11 protein-coding genes are annotated in these 15,974 nt (G+C 45.7%); 10 read left to right on the top strand and 1 reads right to left on the bottom strand.

Features of this window, described 5'->3' with window-relative positions; translation table 11 throughout:
• Positions 1-321: 321 nt before the first annotated feature.
• The 10 genes from RB622_RS16785 (at position 322) to RB622_RS16740 (ending at position 15,617) form a co-directional block, all read left to right on the top strand.
• On the top strand, positions 322-960 hold the full coding sequence (locus RB622_RS16785; protein ID WP_308047735.1) for a GntR family transcriptional regulator: 639 nt from the start codon (positions 322-324) through the stop codon (positions 958-960).
• Between the two features lie 654 nt (positions 961-1,614).
• On the top strand, positions 1,615-4,797 hold the full coding sequence (locus tag RB622_RS16780) for a TonB-dependent receptor (RefSeq protein ID WP_308047734.1): 3,183 nt from the start codon (positions 1,615-1,617) through the stop codon (positions 4,795-4,797).
• A 23-nt stretch (positions 4,798-4,820) separates the two neighbouring features.
• A complete protein-coding gene (locus RB622_RS16775) occupies positions 4,821-6,602 on the top strand; it encodes a RagB/SusD family nutrient uptake outer membrane protein (protein WP_308047733.1) in 1,782 nt (593 codons plus the stop codon).
• Between the two features lie 44 nt (positions 6,603-6,646).
• A complete protein-coding gene (locus RB622_RS16770; protein ID WP_308047732.1) occupies positions 6,647-7,939 on the top strand; it encodes a Gfo/Idh/MocA family oxidoreductase in 1,293 nt (430 codons plus the stop codon).
• A gap of 49 nt (positions 7,940-7,988) precedes the next feature.
• On the top strand, positions 7,989-9,218 hold the full coding sequence (locus RB622_RS16765; RefSeq protein ID WP_308047731.1) for a Gfo/Idh/MocA family oxidoreductase: 1,230 nt from the start codon (positions 7,989-7,991) through the stop codon (positions 9,216-9,218).
• 54 nt (positions 9,219-9,272) lie between these two features.
• Positions 9,273-10,619 carry an aspartate aminotransferase family protein gene (locus RB622_RS16760; protein ID WP_308047730.1) on the top strand — a complete coding sequence of 449 codons (1,347 nt, stop codon included), beginning with the start codon at positions 9,273-9,275 and terminating at the stop codon, positions 10,617-10,619.
• Positions 10,620-10,646: 27 nt separating this feature from the next.
• Positions 10,647-11,825 carry a galactonate dehydratase gene (dgoD, locus tag RB622_RS16755; protein WP_308047729.1) on the top strand — a complete coding sequence of 393 codons (1,179 nt, stop codon included), beginning with the start codon at positions 10,647-10,649 and terminating at the stop codon, positions 11,823-11,825.
• A 45-nt stretch (positions 11,826-11,870) separates the two neighbouring features.
• Positions 11,871-12,638 carry an SDR family oxidoreductase gene (locus RB622_RS16750; protein ID WP_308047728.1) on the top strand — a complete coding sequence of 256 codons (768 nt, stop codon included), beginning with the start codon at positions 11,871-11,873 and terminating at the stop codon, positions 12,636-12,638.
• Between the two features lie 19 nt (positions 12,639-12,657).
• Complete coding sequence (locus RB622_RS16745; protein WP_308047727.1) at positions 12,658-14,046, top strand: neutral/alkaline non-lysosomal ceramidase N-terminal domain-containing protein; 1,389 nt, start codon at positions 12,658-12,660, stop codon at positions 14,044-14,046.
• Complete coding sequence (locus RB622_RS16740) at positions 14,046-15,617, top strand: sodium:solute symporter family transporter (protein ID WP_308047726.1); 1,572 nt, start codon at positions 14,046-14,048, stop codon at positions 15,615-15,617. The genes RB622_RS16745 and RB622_RS16740 overlap by 1 nt, the downstream gene beginning before the upstream one ends.
• Before the next feature lie 3 nt (positions 15,618-15,620).
• On the opposite strand, the gene RB622_RS16735 is transcribed toward RB622_RS16740, so the two are convergent.
• On the bottom strand, positions 15,621-15,905 hold the full coding sequence (locus RB622_RS16735) for a 2Fe-2S iron-sulfur cluster-binding protein (RefSeq protein ID WP_308047725.1): 285 nt from the start codon (positions 15,903-15,905) through the stop codon (positions 15,621-15,623).
• Positions 15,906-15,974: the final 69 nt, after the last annotated feature.

Below are 15,974 nucleotides of genomic sequence, written 5' to 3'. Positions count from 1 at the left end.
ACTTTTTTTGAAGTGCGTATATCCCACCATTCGACAGGAATACTATATTTTTTTTGACACTATTTTTAGTCTCCCTGCGCACGGGTTTTGTCGTGTAAAATAAAAAATCGGCAGATCAATAATTCAAAGGTTAAATCCATTGACCCTTTATCATTCTGAGAACGTGTTTGTCTATAAATTCGTCCGATACGAATAACGTGTTTCTGTAAATATTTTCATTCCGACCTTACGCCAAGATGTTATACTGACAAGTTTAAATTTTTATCTATAAAATTGCTACCTTTATGTTTACATTTTATCAACGAAATTGTTTATATAAAAATGAAAGAAGATTCATTGGCCAATAAGGTATATGTAGAACTGAGAAGAAAAATTCTGTCGAATCAGCTGGTATCCGGGATAAGGCTCAAGGAAGATATCTGGGCGAAACGCATGGAAGTGAATAGGATGGCCGTGCGGGAGGCTTTGACCAGGTTGCTGGGGGAAAACCTTATCGTTTTTGGTGAAAAGGGCGGGTATTTTGTCAAATCGCTAACCGCTTCGGATATCAAGGAAATTCGGGAGTTGCGGGAAGTGCTGGAGTTGGGCGCTTTGAGGCTTACTTTTCAGAAGGTAGATGAAAAACTCATTAAAAAATTAGAGGATATATGCGACGATTTTACCTCCATGGTAAGCGGAGGGTATTTGGGCGGGGCCTGCGAGGCTGATGTGAAATTTCATGAAACCCTGATAGACAGTGCCAGGAATAAAAAGTTGATGGATTTGTACCAATTCAGCAATATTCCTTTATTTCATCACAAACTCGGGCAGTCGCAGACCCACATGAATGACTACGAGCAAACTGATTTAGAGCATCGTCAGATTGTCAAGGCATTAAAAGAAAAGGACCTCAGGCTGGCTGAGGAAACACTGACCAAGCATTTGATCAGAGGAGAAGCCTCTGTTTTGGATCTTGAGTAATTTACCGTCTTCGAAAATAAATTCCTTCTATAATCTTGCCGGAGCTTCGGGCGCAATGACTTTGCCTTCTGTCGACTTATTCTGTTTCTAATTTGCCTCGCGCATGCAGGTTGGGAACGGAATAGATCCCAATAGCAATCCAGGCATTCATGAAGTTTTGTTGTGCTTAAACAGCTTCGGGTCAGGCCGTCTTTTCTGACTATCACCCATCCACGGCAAAATTCCTTCCCGTTTCTTTCGATGGTACTTTTGATTGAAAAATTATAAAAAAAAATATCCTTCTTTATTTTTTTGTTTACAAAATTGATATATATTTGTAAACGATAATTTGAAATTGTCGTACTAGCACTGATTTGTATTAGTAAACATTTTTTGATTGTATCGGTTTTGTATTCTTCATCTGACTCCTTAGAGGACTGGATTGAAAGCAATACCGGGCATCATTGACTACCGATAAAAGATATGCGATAGCTGTCTGATATGCTAAAAGTGTCAACAAAAAGAAGGGTATCTTCATCACATCACAACTGAAAAATTGATCAAAGCACAGAACCAAGCGTCCTGGAAGGAGTGTGACGATTCTGTGCATGGAGCCGAATAGTGAATCATTTTACTGTATATCTACTCTTAAACTCTTTCCAACCTGAATCAATTATGAAACATGAGAAACTTTACCAGTTAAAAGCTGCCATTTTGCTATTGGTCCTACTGTGTTTTTGCTCGTCGGAGAGATTGGCAGCGCAAAATACCAGGGAAATTAAAGGAGTGGTGCTGGACAGTTTAAGTCAGACGCCTTTACCCGGCGTTAGCGTGGTGGTAAAGGGTACAACAAGCCTGGGAACAACCACGGACGTTAACGGAGCCTATTTGTTGGCTTTGCCTGCGCAATCACAAACGCTCGTGTTCAGTTTTGTAGGATATCAGAGTCAGGAAATCGCGATCGGAAACAAGACTTCCATTATGATTAATCTAGCGCCCGACATACAGTCGCTTGATGAGATTGTTGTAACCGGTTATTCCGCTCAGAGAAAACAGGATATCATTGGCTCGGTGGCCGTTGTGGATATGAAAGCCCTGAAATCCGTACCTGCGGGTTCGGCCGTTCAGGCGCTTCAGGGCCAGGCTGCCGGTGTGAATGTAATCAGTTCAGGCGTTCCGGGTGCCAGTAGCAACATTTTCATTCGGGGCATTACGTCTTTTGGCAATACGCAGCCGCTTGTAATCGTGGACGGTATACAGGCGGATCTCAACAATATCAGCGCCGGTGAAATTGAATCCATTCAGGTTTTGAAAGATGCCGGAGCCGCGGCGATTTATGGGGTACGTGGTGCCAACGGCGTCATTGTGGTAACAACAAAAAAGGGAAAATCAGGACAGCCTGTCATTACTTATGACGGTTATTACGGCATTCAACGCCCGCTTTCGGGAAATCCATTTAATCTGCTCAATTCCGAAGATTTCATGAAGGTGGTTAAGATTGCAACGCCCAACAATGCGTTGTTTAAAAATGGTATGCCTGATTATCTGTACGCGGGTCCCGGGGTTTCCGGAGCGGCTATGGAAGGAAATCCGGCAGTTGATCCTTCCAAATACAGTTTTGATCCGATCAATACGGCAAATAATTATTTAATTCAAAAAGTAAATAAAACCGGTACCGACTGGTTCCATGCGCTTTTCAAACCTGCACTCATGACCAGTCATAACCTGGCCGTGAGTGGGGGAAATGAGAAAGCGAGCTATCTTTTTTCGCTGGGTTACATTCATCAGAAGGGGACTTTGATCGAGACATATCTCAAGAGATATTCTGCCAGGATTAACACCGAATACAGGATTAACAAGAAGATCAGGATCGGGGAGAATGTAAACATTTTTTATGTAGACAATCCCGGTTTTGGCAACCAGGCCGAATTCGGAACGCTGTCGGCAGTTTATAAAATGATGCCCATTGTACCGGTTTACGACATCAAGGGGAATTTTGGAGGCACTTTTGCCGGCCCCGATCTGGGTAGCAACCAAAATCCTGTTGCACAGCAAAAACGGACGCTTAATAACCGTAACAGCTCCTGGAACATTGTTGGCAACGCCTATGCGGAAGTGGATTTAGTAAAAAACCTGACGGCACGAACAAGTATCGGGGCCAATATCAATAACCCGTACAGTCAAAGTTTTAATTTCACCCAATACGATAACAAGCAGGGAAACAGCAGCCCGAACAGTTATTCGGAAGGAGCGAGCTATAACAATACAATAACCTGGACCAATACCCTGAAGTATAACAATCAGTTTGGTAAACATAATTTGCAGGTTTTGCTGGGCTCCGAATCAATTAAAAGCATGGGAAGAAGTGTTGGCGGAAGCTCGCAAAAGTTTTTTTCAATGGAATTTGACTATCTGATTTTAGGAAACGGAACCTCCGGAGTAACCAATTACAGCAATGGATATGTAAACAGTCTGTTTTCTGTTTTTAGCCGTCTGGATTATTCCTTCCAGGACAAATACCTGCTGGGCGCCACAATCAGAAGGGATGGATCTTCGAAATTCGGATCTGAAAAAAGATATGGTATCTTTCCTTCGGTCTCTCTGGGATGGCGATTGTCCGGGGAAAATTTCATGAAATCGGCGACCTGGGTTAATGATCTGAAATTAAGGGCCAGTTATGGCGTATTGGGCTCTCAGAATAATGTGACCCCTGAAAATGCCTATACCTTGTTTGGAGGCGGTTATGGCAATGCATATTATGACATTACAGGATCCAGTAACAGTGTGAGACAAGGTTTTATCCAGACGAGAATTGGTAATCCCAATGCGGGCTGGGAGGAAAACATCGTTTCCAATATCGGGATTGATGCAACGCTATTGAACAACAGCCTGGATGTTTCTTTTGAATATTATAAAAAATCGATCAACGGCCTTTTGTTCACCCAGCCACTTCCGGCGACCGTTGGCGGGGCTGCTGCACCGGTGGTAAACATTGGTGATATCCAGAATAAGGGATTTGATATCGCGCTCACATACAGAGGTAAGATCGGGAACGAGCTGCAATATTCACTCGGTACCAATATTACCGCCTACAAAAACCTGGTGATGGATATCCCCAATCCGGGTTATTTTGATGGAGCCAGCCAGCAGGGCATGGGAACGTTGGTTCGCAACAAGCAAGGTGAAGCCGTTAGTTCTTTCTATGGATACGATGTACTGGGCATTTTTAATTCGGCTCAGGAAGTTTCTGAGGCGCCCGCGCAAACGGGTGCGGCACCTGGTCGTTTCAAATACAGGGATGTGAATGGTGACGGGGTTATTACACCCGATGACCGTACCATGCTGGGTAGCCCCAATCCGGACTTTACTTACGGACTCAACCTGGGGTTAAATTATAAAGGATTTGATTTCTCGGCTATATTTTATGGTTCCCAGGGCAACGAGATCGTGAATACCATTCGTTCCTACACGCATTTTTACGCGGGCTATATTGGTAACAAAAGCAATGTTTTACTAAATGCCTGGACTCCGGAAAATACCAACACGACTGTTCCGAAAATTGAAACCGGTGCCTCATTGAGTACATCAGGCGCACTAAATTCTTATTTCGTAGAAAACGGTTCTTATCTGAGATTGCGATCACTGATGCTGGGTTATACGATCAACCCGGCCATTTCGCAGAAAATAAAAATTTCCAGACTGCGATTGTATGTACAGGCTGCGAATCTTTTTACGCTGACAAAATATACTGGACTTGATCCGGAGCTTGGCGGTAGCAGTTCCAGTTTTGGGGTTGATTATGGAAATTATCCCAACAATCAGCAGAATTTTCTTCTTGGACTTAATCTTTCCTTTTGATTATTAATGTATTAACATAAAATATGATGAAAAGATATTCTAAACCATTCAAAAAAGTCCTTTTACTTTCCTTCACATTGCTGATGGCCTGCAATAAGGATTACCTCGAACTGAATCCGGTCGGATCCGTTAATGAATCCATTTTAGCAACAAAGTCTGGAGTAAATGGTGTGCTTATTGGTGCATACTCCCTTTTAGATGGCGCAGGTGCCGTGGGTGGAGGTATCTGGGGGAGTCTCACGGTAATGGCCAGCGTTGCGTCCGATGACGCCCATACAGGTACGGAGCCAAACGGATTACTTGCATCTTATGAAGGATATAGTCATGATCCTACGACTTCGTCAACGGATGAAAAGTGGCGTTTCCTGTATGCGGCTGTTCAGCGCTCCAACGATGTGTTACGTTTATTGCCTAAGGTTAAAGATATTTCTGAGGGGGAAGCGACACAGATCAAGGCGGAAGCCCTGTTTTTACGGGGCGTTTATCATCTGGAACTGGCGAAACTGTGGCGAAACGTTCCTTATGTGGATGAAACAATTAACTACGAGGCGGGGAATTACAACGTTACCAATACGGAACCGGTTTGGCCGAAAATTGAGGCAGATCTCCGGTTCGCCGCTGATAACCTCACACCGACGAAGTCAGACGTAGGAAGAGCAAACAGTTGGGCGGCAAAATCTTTTCTGGCCAAGGTATACATGTTCCAAAACAAGTTTACAGAAGCGAAAACTTTACTTACAGATATTATTACGAATGGTGTTACGGTAAATGGCAAGAAGTATGCGCTTGCGGAAGGTTACTTTGATAATTTCAGGACAGCCAAAAAACATGGTGCCGAAGTAGTGTTCGCCGTGCAGATGTCTGTGTACGACGGATCAAACGGCGCTAACGGAAATGGTGCTGATTTGTATAACGGACCGTTTGGTGGGCCTCCTTCCTGCTGTTATGGCTGGTTGCAACCTTCATTTGATCTTGTGAATGCCTACCAGACCGATCCGGTAAGCGGCCTGCCATTATTTGATACCTACAATCAGACGCCGGTAAAAAATGACCAGGGCATGGAATCTTCCGAACCGTTTACGCCCCATGAAGGGACCCTTGATTCCCGTTTGGACTGGGTTGTAGGCAGAAGAGGCATTCCTTACCTTGACTGGGGACTGCATCCGGGAAAGGCATGGATCAGGCAACAGCTTACCGGTGGCCCTTACAGTGTAATTAAGAATATCACTTCTCAGGAAAGGGTAGCACTGGACAGAGAAAATGCTGCAATGAATTCACCTTATAATATGATCCGTTTTGCCGATGTTTTGCTATGGGCCGCGGAGGCTGAAGTGGAAGTGGGGAGTTTGGCACAGGCGGAAGTTTATGTAAACCAGATTCGTGCCCGTGCGGCAAATCCGGCGGGTTGGGTTAAAAAATATGTTGACGATAAAAATCCGTTAAAAGGATTTACCAATACGCCTGCTGCCAATTACAAAGTAGGACTGTACAAAGGAGAGTTTTTGCAACAGGGAAAAGAATATGCCCGTAAAGCAGTCCGGTTTGAAAGAAGGCTGGAGCTGGCTTTGGAGCATCAGCGGTTCTTCGATCTTCAGCGTTACGACAATGGGACGGGTTCTATGGCAAGCGTGCTGAACACGTATCTGACTCACGAAACCAATGTGCCTAAGTATGATAATAAAGCATACATGCCCAATACAAATTTCACAAAAGGGAAAAATGAAATTTATCCTATCCCACAAGCTCAGATAGATTTAAGTATAAAAGACGGGGTACCGACCTTAAAACAGAATCCGGGCTATTGAAATATTTTATCTTATTCCTTAACTGATATTTATTTTAACCAATTATGATGGAAAAACATCACAACAACCAGGCTTCTGACGCTAATTCCGGGAATGTTCCGGGCAAGACGAGCGAAAAGGATTCTTTTAACCGCCGTTTATTTTTACAATCTATTGGGCTGGGTTCAGCCGCCCTGGGGTTGCTGCAAACCGGTTGCTCGACAGACAACAAGGCCAACGATGGCAGTAAAGGAAATCAGGCCATTCAGGGTTTTGAAAAAGATTCATCTGCATCACAATCGTTAAAGAAATGGGTAGCTATTTCCGATAAAAAAGTGCGGGTGGGTATTGTCGGATATGGGCTTTGCAAATTCGGCGCAGCATTCGAATTTCAAAACCATCCTAATGTAGAAATTGTTGCGGTCAGTGATCTTTTCCCTGACCGATGCGCTGAACTGGCCAAGGCTTGCCGCTGCTCCAAAACCTATCCTTCTCTTGAAGAACTCGTGAAAGACGATAGTATTGAAGCCGTATTTATCGCTACCGATGCACCAAGCCATGCCAAACACGCCATTGAAGCATTGAAGCACGGAAAGCATGTTGCCGTAGCAGTTCCTGCCGTTTTTGGGTCACTCGAAGATGCCGACAGGTTGTATGAAGCGGTAAAAACAAGTGGTAAAAAATACATGATGTTCGAGACATCCTGCTTTCATGAAGATCTGTACGCCATGCGGCAGATTTATAATAAAGGCGGGTTTGGTAAGCTGGTTTATTCCGAGGGGGAATATTATCATTACATGGACGAGCCGCTGGCATCTTACAAAGACTGGCGTGTTGGCCTTCCGCCGCAGTATTATCCTACACATTCGAATGCCTATTATGTCGGTGTCACGGGTGGAAGTTTTACAGAAGTTTCCTGCCTTGGTATTCCAAGTATTGTCAAGCAGCTTCAGCCTTCAAACAACCGCTACAAAAACCCGTTTGGAACCGAGATTGCACTTTTCAGGACCAGTGAGGGCGGTATGTCCCGGATGGCCGTAAGCTGGGATTCTCCTGGTGACCATGGCGAAAAAGGCAGGATCAGAGGGCAGAAAGGCTCTTTCTATGGTAAATATGAAGGCCATGAAAATGCGTTGCCTGACCTGATAAGGCCTGCGCTTCCTCCGGGTGTCGATGAAGGCGGACATGGCGGTTCACATGGGCGGCTGACGGATGAATTTATTTCCTCCATTCTTCTGGACCGTCAGCCGCTGGTGAATATTGCCATGGCTTTAAATCTTACCGTCAGTGGTATTGTAGCCCACCAGTCGGCTTTAAAAGACGGAGAATTACTTAAGATACCACAATACAAAATTTGAAGAAACCCCTGAATTTAAAGGATATTCTAAATATTACAACAACAGCCGCATGATGACCAAAGAAATAGACAATCAGTTAAATCGCCGTAAATTTCTAAATCTCGCAGGAATGTCAGCTGCTGCCTTGACCGTTTCATCACGGTTTGCTTTTGCGGGGCCTCCTTCTTCGGACCGGAAATTGCGCATGGGCATCGTTGGGGGTAGGTTTGGGCTTGGGTTCTATTTTCATGAACATCCAAATTGTATCGTGGAAGCCGTAAGTGATCTTCTTCCCAACCGTCGGGCAGACCTGATGAAAACCTACAAATGTTCCAAATCCTATGAGTCACTCGATAAATTATTAGCGGACTCAAAAATAGAAGCGGTTTTTCTGGCAACGCCAGCACCCGATCATGCCCGTCATGTGATTGCTTCACTCAACGCGGGAAAACATGTATTGTGTGCCGTCCCGGCAGCGTTGACCATTGAGGAATGCCATCAGATTTTAGCGGCTGTAAAGCGTACAGGCCTTACTTATATGATGGCTGAAACCTCCGTTTATCGTCAGGATACCATTTCGGCCAAAAAGTTTTACAAGGAAGGGAAATTTGGAAAAATTTTCAGCAGTGCAGCGCAATACTATCACCCGGGGCTGGAAACCTTATATTTTGAAAAAAATGGTAAGCCTACCTGGCGCCACGGACTTCCGCCAATGCTTTACCCAACCCACGTAACTGCTTTTTTAATTTCCGTAACCGGCGAACGATTGACCAATGTAACCTGCCTGGGCTGGGGAGATGACAGCCCCTTACTCAAAGGAAATCCATATAAAAACCCTTTCTGGAATGAAACCGCCTTTTTTAAAACCAACCGTGGCAATGCCTTTACCGGGGAAGTTTGCTGGAAAGGTGCCCTGGTAGGAACGGAACGGGGCGAATGGCATGGGGATAAAATGAGCTTTTATGCCGAATACAAGGGTGTTGACACACATCAGGTCCTCGCATCCGAGAAGTTGGGGACCGACGACGGAGGTTTCCGGATAACAGAACCGGAAATGAAACCTTACAAACAGCCGCTCTGGTGGGAGACCGACATGCTGCCCAAAAGCCTGCACCATGAAAGTGGTCACGGAGGATCACACACCTTCATTACACATGAATTTGTTGACGCGATTATCAACAACCGGCAGCCGGAAGTCAATATTTATGAGGCGCTCGCTTACACCGCTCCTGGTATTATTGCGCATGCTTCGGCACTTAAAAATGGTGAATACATGAGCATTCCCGATTTTGATAAGTAACTGGGAAAAATTCATCACACGCATTCGATAAGTATTATTTTAAATGATCAGATTATGAATTTAACATGGCCGAAATCGTCGGAATTATTAAAAAATAATGAACAATGGATCCCAGGCGGCGTGGTATCCCTTAACCGGAAGTCAGACCCGAATATCTGTTTTTCAAAAGGTGTCGGTAGCCATGTCTGGGATCTGGAAGGTAATAGGTACATTGATTATCAGGCGGGATTTGCTGCTTCTTTTTTAGGGCATAACGACCCGGACATTAACCAGGCGGTACTCAATACACTTCAGAGTGACAGTATTTTAATGGGTGCCGGACCAACAGATCTGGAAGGGGAATTTGCCGAGTTATTTTGTAAGTCAGTGCCTACCGTGGAAAGTATACAAATTACCACAACGGGATCAGAAGCGACGTATCATGCCATTCGTATTGCGCGTGCCGTTACCGGCCGCAACCATATTATTGTGATGCAGGGAGGTTACAATGGCTGGCACAATGATGTAGCCTGTAATGTGATCAGTGCGCTCAATGAGGTGGGAGAACGGGTGAGTCCGGGTGAGTATCCGTTTGATTCGTTATCGTCCGGCATTCCTGAGGAGCATAAATCACTGGTTCACGTCATCAATTATAACGACCTGGATTCGGTACGATACCTGTTGAAACGCCATCCTGTTGCTTGCATTTTGCTTGAACCAATCTTGCAGAATATCGGCATCGTTAAGCCGCTTCCCGGTTATTTGCAGGAGCTTAGGAAACTTGCCGATGAAGATGGTTTTCTGTTAATCTTTGACGAAGTAAAAACCGGTTTCAGGCATGCACTGGGTGGTTATCAGAGTATTTGCGGTGTACAGCCAGACCTTAGCACTTTTGGTAAAGCAGTAGCCAATGGTTATCCGTTAGGCGTTATCGGAGGGAAAAAGAAATACATGGATTATTTTGTTCACCCCGAAAAATCCAAAAGGGTACTGATTGCAGGTACGTTTAATGCTTTTCCGCTGACAACGGCGGCCGCTATCGCCACGCTTGAAAAACTGGCTTCTCCCGTTCATAAAGTTTATGAACACGTAAATCGTTTGGGGCAGATGCTGGAAGACGGACTGAATACCATTTTTTCTTCAACCGGCAAACCTTATCATGTCGCCCGTCAGGGATCTGCCTATTGTGTTTATTTTATGGATCATGCCCCGGTAGATTTTCATGACATACTCAAAAATCACGATTTTAGTTTCGATAAAACATATCGCTTAAAATTGATTGACAAAGGGATTTTCAATTTTCCGCTTCCTATTAAGCAGGGCAGTATCTCTTTTGCCCACAGTTTACAGGACATTGAAGAAACGCTGGAAAAAACCGAAGATGTCGTTCAGCGTTTATTCCAACGTGCGGCAGTCCTGTAATCCATCATTCAGTTTGTAAAAAAATATATGAAAATTACTTCCATTGAAACATTGGTTTGTCACGCGCGTATGCGCAACTGGATCTTTGTTAAAGTCGTGACAGATCAGCCGGGGTTATGGGGCTGGGGAGAGGCTACACTGGAATGGCATACGCGTTCGGTAGTCGGGGCAGTTGAAGATATCTCGCAGCTCCTGATCGGTGAAGACCCCAGGCGCATTGAACACCTTTGGCAAATGATGTACCGGCAGCATTTCTGGCATGGAAACGGCATTGTCCGGGGAACAGCCATAAGTGGAATTGATATTGCCCTTTGGGATATTGCAGGAAAGATCCACGGCGTTCCCACGCATCATTTATGGGGTGGCAGGGTTCGTGACCATATTCGTTTGTATTGTCATTTAGGCGGTGGTAAAATGGAAGACTTTTATCAGACCAAACCTGATGATGCGAAACGTTTCGGTGCGTTGGCGCAGCGGGCAGTGGAAGATGGATTTACGGCTTTCAAATCAATGGCCGTTCCGGAAACAATGCCGTTGGAAGGATTAAAACCGGTACATTATGCAGAAGCCTGCGTTGCATCCATGCGGGAAGCGGTGGGAGATAATATTGACATCATGGTCGACTGTCATGCGCGCCCAAGCCCAAGAATGGGTATGCTGTTTGCCAAGGCGCTGGAACCTTACGGCCTTTATTTTTTTGAAGAACCATGCTGGCCTGAAACGCTCGAAGATATCGCCCTTATTCAGCGCGCCGTCAAAACCCCGATTGCGACCGGTGAACGCCTTATTGGCGTACACGCCTTTCGGGAACTGCTTGAAAAACGTGCCGTCAGTGTTATTCAGCCGGATATTACACATTGCGGCGGGTTAAGTGAAGTACGCCGGATTGCCGCCCTGGCAGAAGCCTACCGTGTTGCCGTTGCGCCGCATAATCCGCAAGGGCCCGTTAGTACCGCGGCTTCCATCGAATTCGGATTTGCAACACCGTCTTATATCATTTGCGAAAGTGTCCATAACGATGTTCCATGGCGGGATGAGGTGGTCAGTGAAGGTTTTACCGTTGAGAAAAAAGGCCGGATCGTTCGTCCGAATGAAAGGCCCGGGCTGGGTATTGAAATTAATGAAGAAGAAGTCAGAAAGCATCCTTTTGAGCAGGAAGTTTTACAGCGGACCTTTTACAATGATGGCAGTGTCGGCGATTGGTAACAGAACAAAAAAGTAAGCAGCAGTACCGGCTAAAAGGAATAAACGATGAAAAAACTATTTGAGGGTAAAACTGTCATTCTGAGTGGAGGTCTTGGGGATATTGGACGTTCGGTGGCAAGAGGGTTTGCCAGAGAAGGTGCCAACATTGGTATCGGTGATATTTTACCGGAGCCGGATGCGGCCGCTTTTCTGGAAGAAATAAAGAGTCTGGGCGTTTCATGTCATTATTACCAGGTGGATGTCACGGATGCAGCAGCCGTGCAAGAATGGATTTTGGAAGCAGAAAAACATCTTGGCGTTGCGCATATTATTATTGCTAACGCTGCAACCGTCACGGTTGCCAGCATACATTCCATTACGCCGGAACAATGGGCCAGGGAACTTCGGGTAAATCTGGACGGCGCTTTTTATCTGACGCAGGGGGCAACGGCACGCCTGCTTCATCATGGATTGCCGGGCAGAGTCGTATTTGTCGGCAGCTGGGCAGCGCATTCCGTTCATGCACATATTCCAGCCTATTCGGTATCCAAGGCAGGTTTGAGAATGCTTTGCCAATGCCTGGCACTGGAACTTGCACCGCATAATATTCTTGTCAATGAAATAGCACCGGGTTACGTAGAGGCCGGGCTGAGTGCCGGTATCTGGAACAAAAATCCGGGTTTGAAGGATGTATCCCGGGAAAAAGTACCTGTAAAAAAAATTATAAGCCCTCAATCCGTTGCATGGCAGATCATGCAGTTATGCCATCCTGAAAACGAACACATGACTGGTAGCACCGTACTGATGGATGGAGGATTATCTCTGCTTTCCTGACTTTAAAACAGACTATTTAATGGCTCAACAAAATTACCCCATTATAAAACATTCTTCTTTCTCAGGACTGATTGGTGTAGCGCAAAAGGACATTACGCCCCCGGTTGGGATTTACTCCCGAAACTGGGGCGCTTCCGAATATGATATTGCAGAAGGTATCCATCGTCCGCTCATGCTGACTTGTCTTACCATACAATCTGCTGAAAAAGAAAAACCGGTTGTGATTGTTTCCGCGGACCTTGGGTGGTGGAAAAATACAGAGGATGAGCGATCGCTGCGCAAAGGAATCCTGGATGCATTATCACTGGATCCCGGACGGCTCATGTTTTGTCTGTCTCATACGCATGCCGGCCCCAGTTTATGTATGGATGATGCGGACAAGCCGGGAGGTGACCTGATCGCACCTTATTTGAAGGATGTTATGGAGATTACCATCAAGGCCGTAAGTGAGGCACTTTCTTCCGCAAAAAGAGCAGTGTTAACCTGGGAATACGGAAAATGCAATCTGGCCAAAAATCGGGATTTACCGCAGCCGGAGAAAAATCGTTTTCTTGTGGGGCTGAATTCAGAGGAAAAGGCGGATGATACGTTGCTGGTCGGACGGATTACCGATGATCAGGATAAAATCATGGCAACCCTTGCCAATTATGCATGTCATCCTACCACGCTTGCCTGGGACAACCGGTTAATTTCCCCTGACTTTATCGGTGCCATGCGTGCATTGGTGGAGACCGAAACCCAGGCGCCCTGTCTGTTTCTTCAGGGCGCATCCGGCGATCTTTCTCCCGCCGAACAGTATTCGGGTAACTACAAGCTGGCCGACCGGTATGGACGGCAGCTTGGTTACGCCGTGCTGGCAACGCTCGAAAGTATGTTAAGCCCCAAATCGAACCTTTCTTATGAAGGTGCTGTGGAATCCGGTGCTCCGCTTGCGGTCTGGCGCGAAAAAGCGGAAAAGATACCGGACACACTGCTGGTTAAGATGATCGATGTGGCATTGCCTTTAAAACCAATGCCATCGCTTTCGGAAATTGAGCGGGAATGGTCTCTTTGCGACGACCGTGTTCTTAAGGAACGTTTGTGGAGGAAACGCTGCATCCGGAAAGCAGTAGGAGATGGCAATACGGCAAGCATGCCGGTATGGATATGGCAGCTTGGCGACAGCCTTTTAATAGGTCAGTGTAACGAGGCTTATTCCGAATTTCAGCTGCACATGCGTGCGGCACTTTCAGCCCACGCAGTGGTTGTGATGAACGTTGTCAATGGAAGCATTGGTTATCTGCCGCCCGCAGCATTGTATACCGAAGATATGTATGTCGTGTGGCAAACGCCTTTTGAAAAAGGTTCTCTCGAGCTGCTGACCGAAACAGTTACTTCCCAGGCCCATCTAATGATTTTTGAAAAATAATGAACATCAATCTCACAGCGCTTGACGCAACCATATTTGGCATTTATATTCTTGGCGTAATTGGATTGGGTGTGTATGCTTCCAGAAAGGGCAAACAAACCAAGCGGGATTACTTTCTTGCCGGTGATAAGCTTCCCTGGTGGATGATCGGAGGGAGTATCATTGCTTCCAACATCAGCAGCCACCACCTGGTAGGGGCCATGGGGATGGCTTACAGCCGCGGATTTGTGGCTGTGGCCATGGAATGGGGAGCCATTTTCATGGGTTTCAATGCATTGTTATGGATTTTCTTGCCCTTTTATATTCGAAATGGTTTTTACACGGTCCCTGAATTTTTATACAAAAGGTTTGGAGAAGCTGCCAGGACAACCTACGCCGTATTGATATTGCTTACCTATATTCTGGTGGAGATTAGTGCAGTTTTGTATCTCGGAGCACTCTCGCTGCATTCTTTACTAGATATACCGGTCATGACGAGTGTGGTCGCGCTGGCTGTGCTGACGGGAATATATACCATCATTGGCGGATTGAGAGCCGTAATATGGACGGAAATGCTTCAGCTTGGTGTACTTGTATTGGGAGGTATTATTCTGACCATTTCAACAGTCGATGCTGCGGGCGGCGTGTCTGCGGTGATGGCAACATCCAAGGACTGGGAGCTGATCCTTCCTGCTAATGATCCCGATTTTCCCTGGACCATGTATCTGGGCGGTTCGTTATGTATCAGCGTTTTTTACTGTGCGACAAACCAGTTTATTGTGCAACGTGTACTAGCGGCCAAAAATGAATGGCATGCCCGCATGGGTGTAATTTTTGCTGATTATCTCAAATTTCTGATTCCGTTAATTATCACGGTTCCGGCACTGGTTGCGCCAAAATTATTTCCAAATTTGGATAAACCCGATCTCCTTTTTCCCACTTTGGTGCAAAATTTGCTTCCTTCGGGCCTTGTAGGGCTGGTCATGGCCGGGCTTATTGCGGCGGTGATGTCACATCTTTCCGGTGCTATTAATTCCTGTACGACCATCCTGACGATGGATATTTATTTACCATATTTCAGAAAAAAAGCCTCGGAAAAGCAAGCGGTAAAATTTGGAAGAATCGCCGGAGCGGTCATTATTGTCATTGGAATACTTTGCACCGGTTTATTTCTCTCACATTCCAATAAGCCGGTTTTCCTTTATCTGCTCAATGCCTACGGACTTTTTACGCCCGGTATTGCAGCCATGTTCCTGCTGGGTATCTTATGGAAAAGAACGACCCACGCCGGGGCGCTGACTGCCGGTATGCTGACCATTCCTTTATCCTTACTCATTGAATTTATTTTCCCACAAATGCCTTTCCTTAACCGGACCGGCATTGTGTTCTGGACTTGTATCGCGGCCTGTATGCTCGTAAGTCTGGTTACCAAACCAAAGCCGGAAGCGGAATTGGAAGGTTTGATATGGAACAAGGCAAGCCTGTCTTTGCCACCCGCTCAGCGGGCGCAGCAGCAAGCCTTTCGCAACCCTTTTTACTGGTGGGTACTTATTACCGCCATCGTTTTATTCTTTTACATTAAATATGCCTGAGACTTAAAAGAATGAAATGTTATCCCCGATTTTTATGATCGTATTGGCCAGATCATCGTCGACGGGAATGGCACAGGACAAGGTCGCTCTTCCATCAATTTCGACCATGCAGGTTCCGCAGCTGCCCATACCGCAACAAAGTCCAAAACCCGGAATGTGCAGATAATCAGATAGCAGGCTCATTAAAGAAAAGTATTTTTTTCGTGTGGTCTGAACCCGGTATTCTTCTTCCTGATAAACCAGCGTAAAAAGAATTGTATTTTGATCGGCCTTGTCGATGTCTTTCATATCGGATGCATTAATATTCAAACTGAAAGTAATAAGCTGTTGGCAATAAGCTGTATGCGATTAGCTCAG

It is taken from the genome of Dyadobacter sp. LHD-138, assembly GCF_030929615.1.
Taxonomy (GTDB): Bacteria; Bacteroidota; Bacteroidia; order Cytophagales; family Spirosomataceae; genus Dyadobacter.
This window is presented reverse-complemented; position numbering and strand designations above follow the sequence as displayed.

Coding starts and splice junctions, on each gene's coding strand:
- RB622_RS16785 (WP_308047735.1), top strand. CDS start 322: ATGAAAGAAGATTCATTGGCCAATAAGGTATATGTAGAACTGAGAAGA.
- RB622_RS16780 (WP_308047734.1), top strand. CDS start 1,615: ATGAAACATGAGAAACTTTACCAGTTAAAAGCTGCCATTTTGCTATTG.
- RB622_RS16775 (WP_308047733.1), top strand. CDS start 4,821: ATGATGAAAAGATATTCTAAACCATTCAAAAAAGTCCTTTTACTTTCC.
- RB622_RS16770 (WP_308047732.1), top strand. CDS start 6,647: ATGATGGAAAAACATCACAACAACCAGGCTTCTGACGCTAATTCCGGG.
- RB622_RS16765 (WP_308047731.1), top strand. CDS start 7,989: ATGATGACCAAAGAAATAGACAATCAGTTAAATCGCCGTAAATTTCTA.
- RB622_RS16760 (WP_308047730.1), top strand. CDS start 9,273: ATGAATTTAACATGGCCGAAATCGTCGGAATTATTAAAAAATAATGAA.
- dgoD (WP_308047729.1), top strand. CDS start 10,647: ATGAAAATTACTTCCATTGAAACATTGGTTTGTCACGCGCGTATGCGC.
- RB622_RS16750 (WP_308047728.1), top strand. CDS start 11,871: ATGAAAAAACTATTTGAGGGTAAAACTGTCATTCTGAGTGGAGGTCTT.
- RB622_RS16745 (WP_308047727.1), top strand. CDS start 12,658: ATGGCTCAACAAAATTACCCCATTATAAAACATTCTTCTTTCTCAGGA.
- RB622_RS16740 (WP_308047726.1), top strand. CDS start 14,046: ATGAACATCAATCTCACAGCGCTTGACGCAACCATATTTGGCATTTAT.
- RB622_RS16735 (WP_308047725.1), bottom strand. CDS start 15,905: ATGAAAGACATCGACAAGGCCGATCAAAATACAATTCTTTTTACGCTG.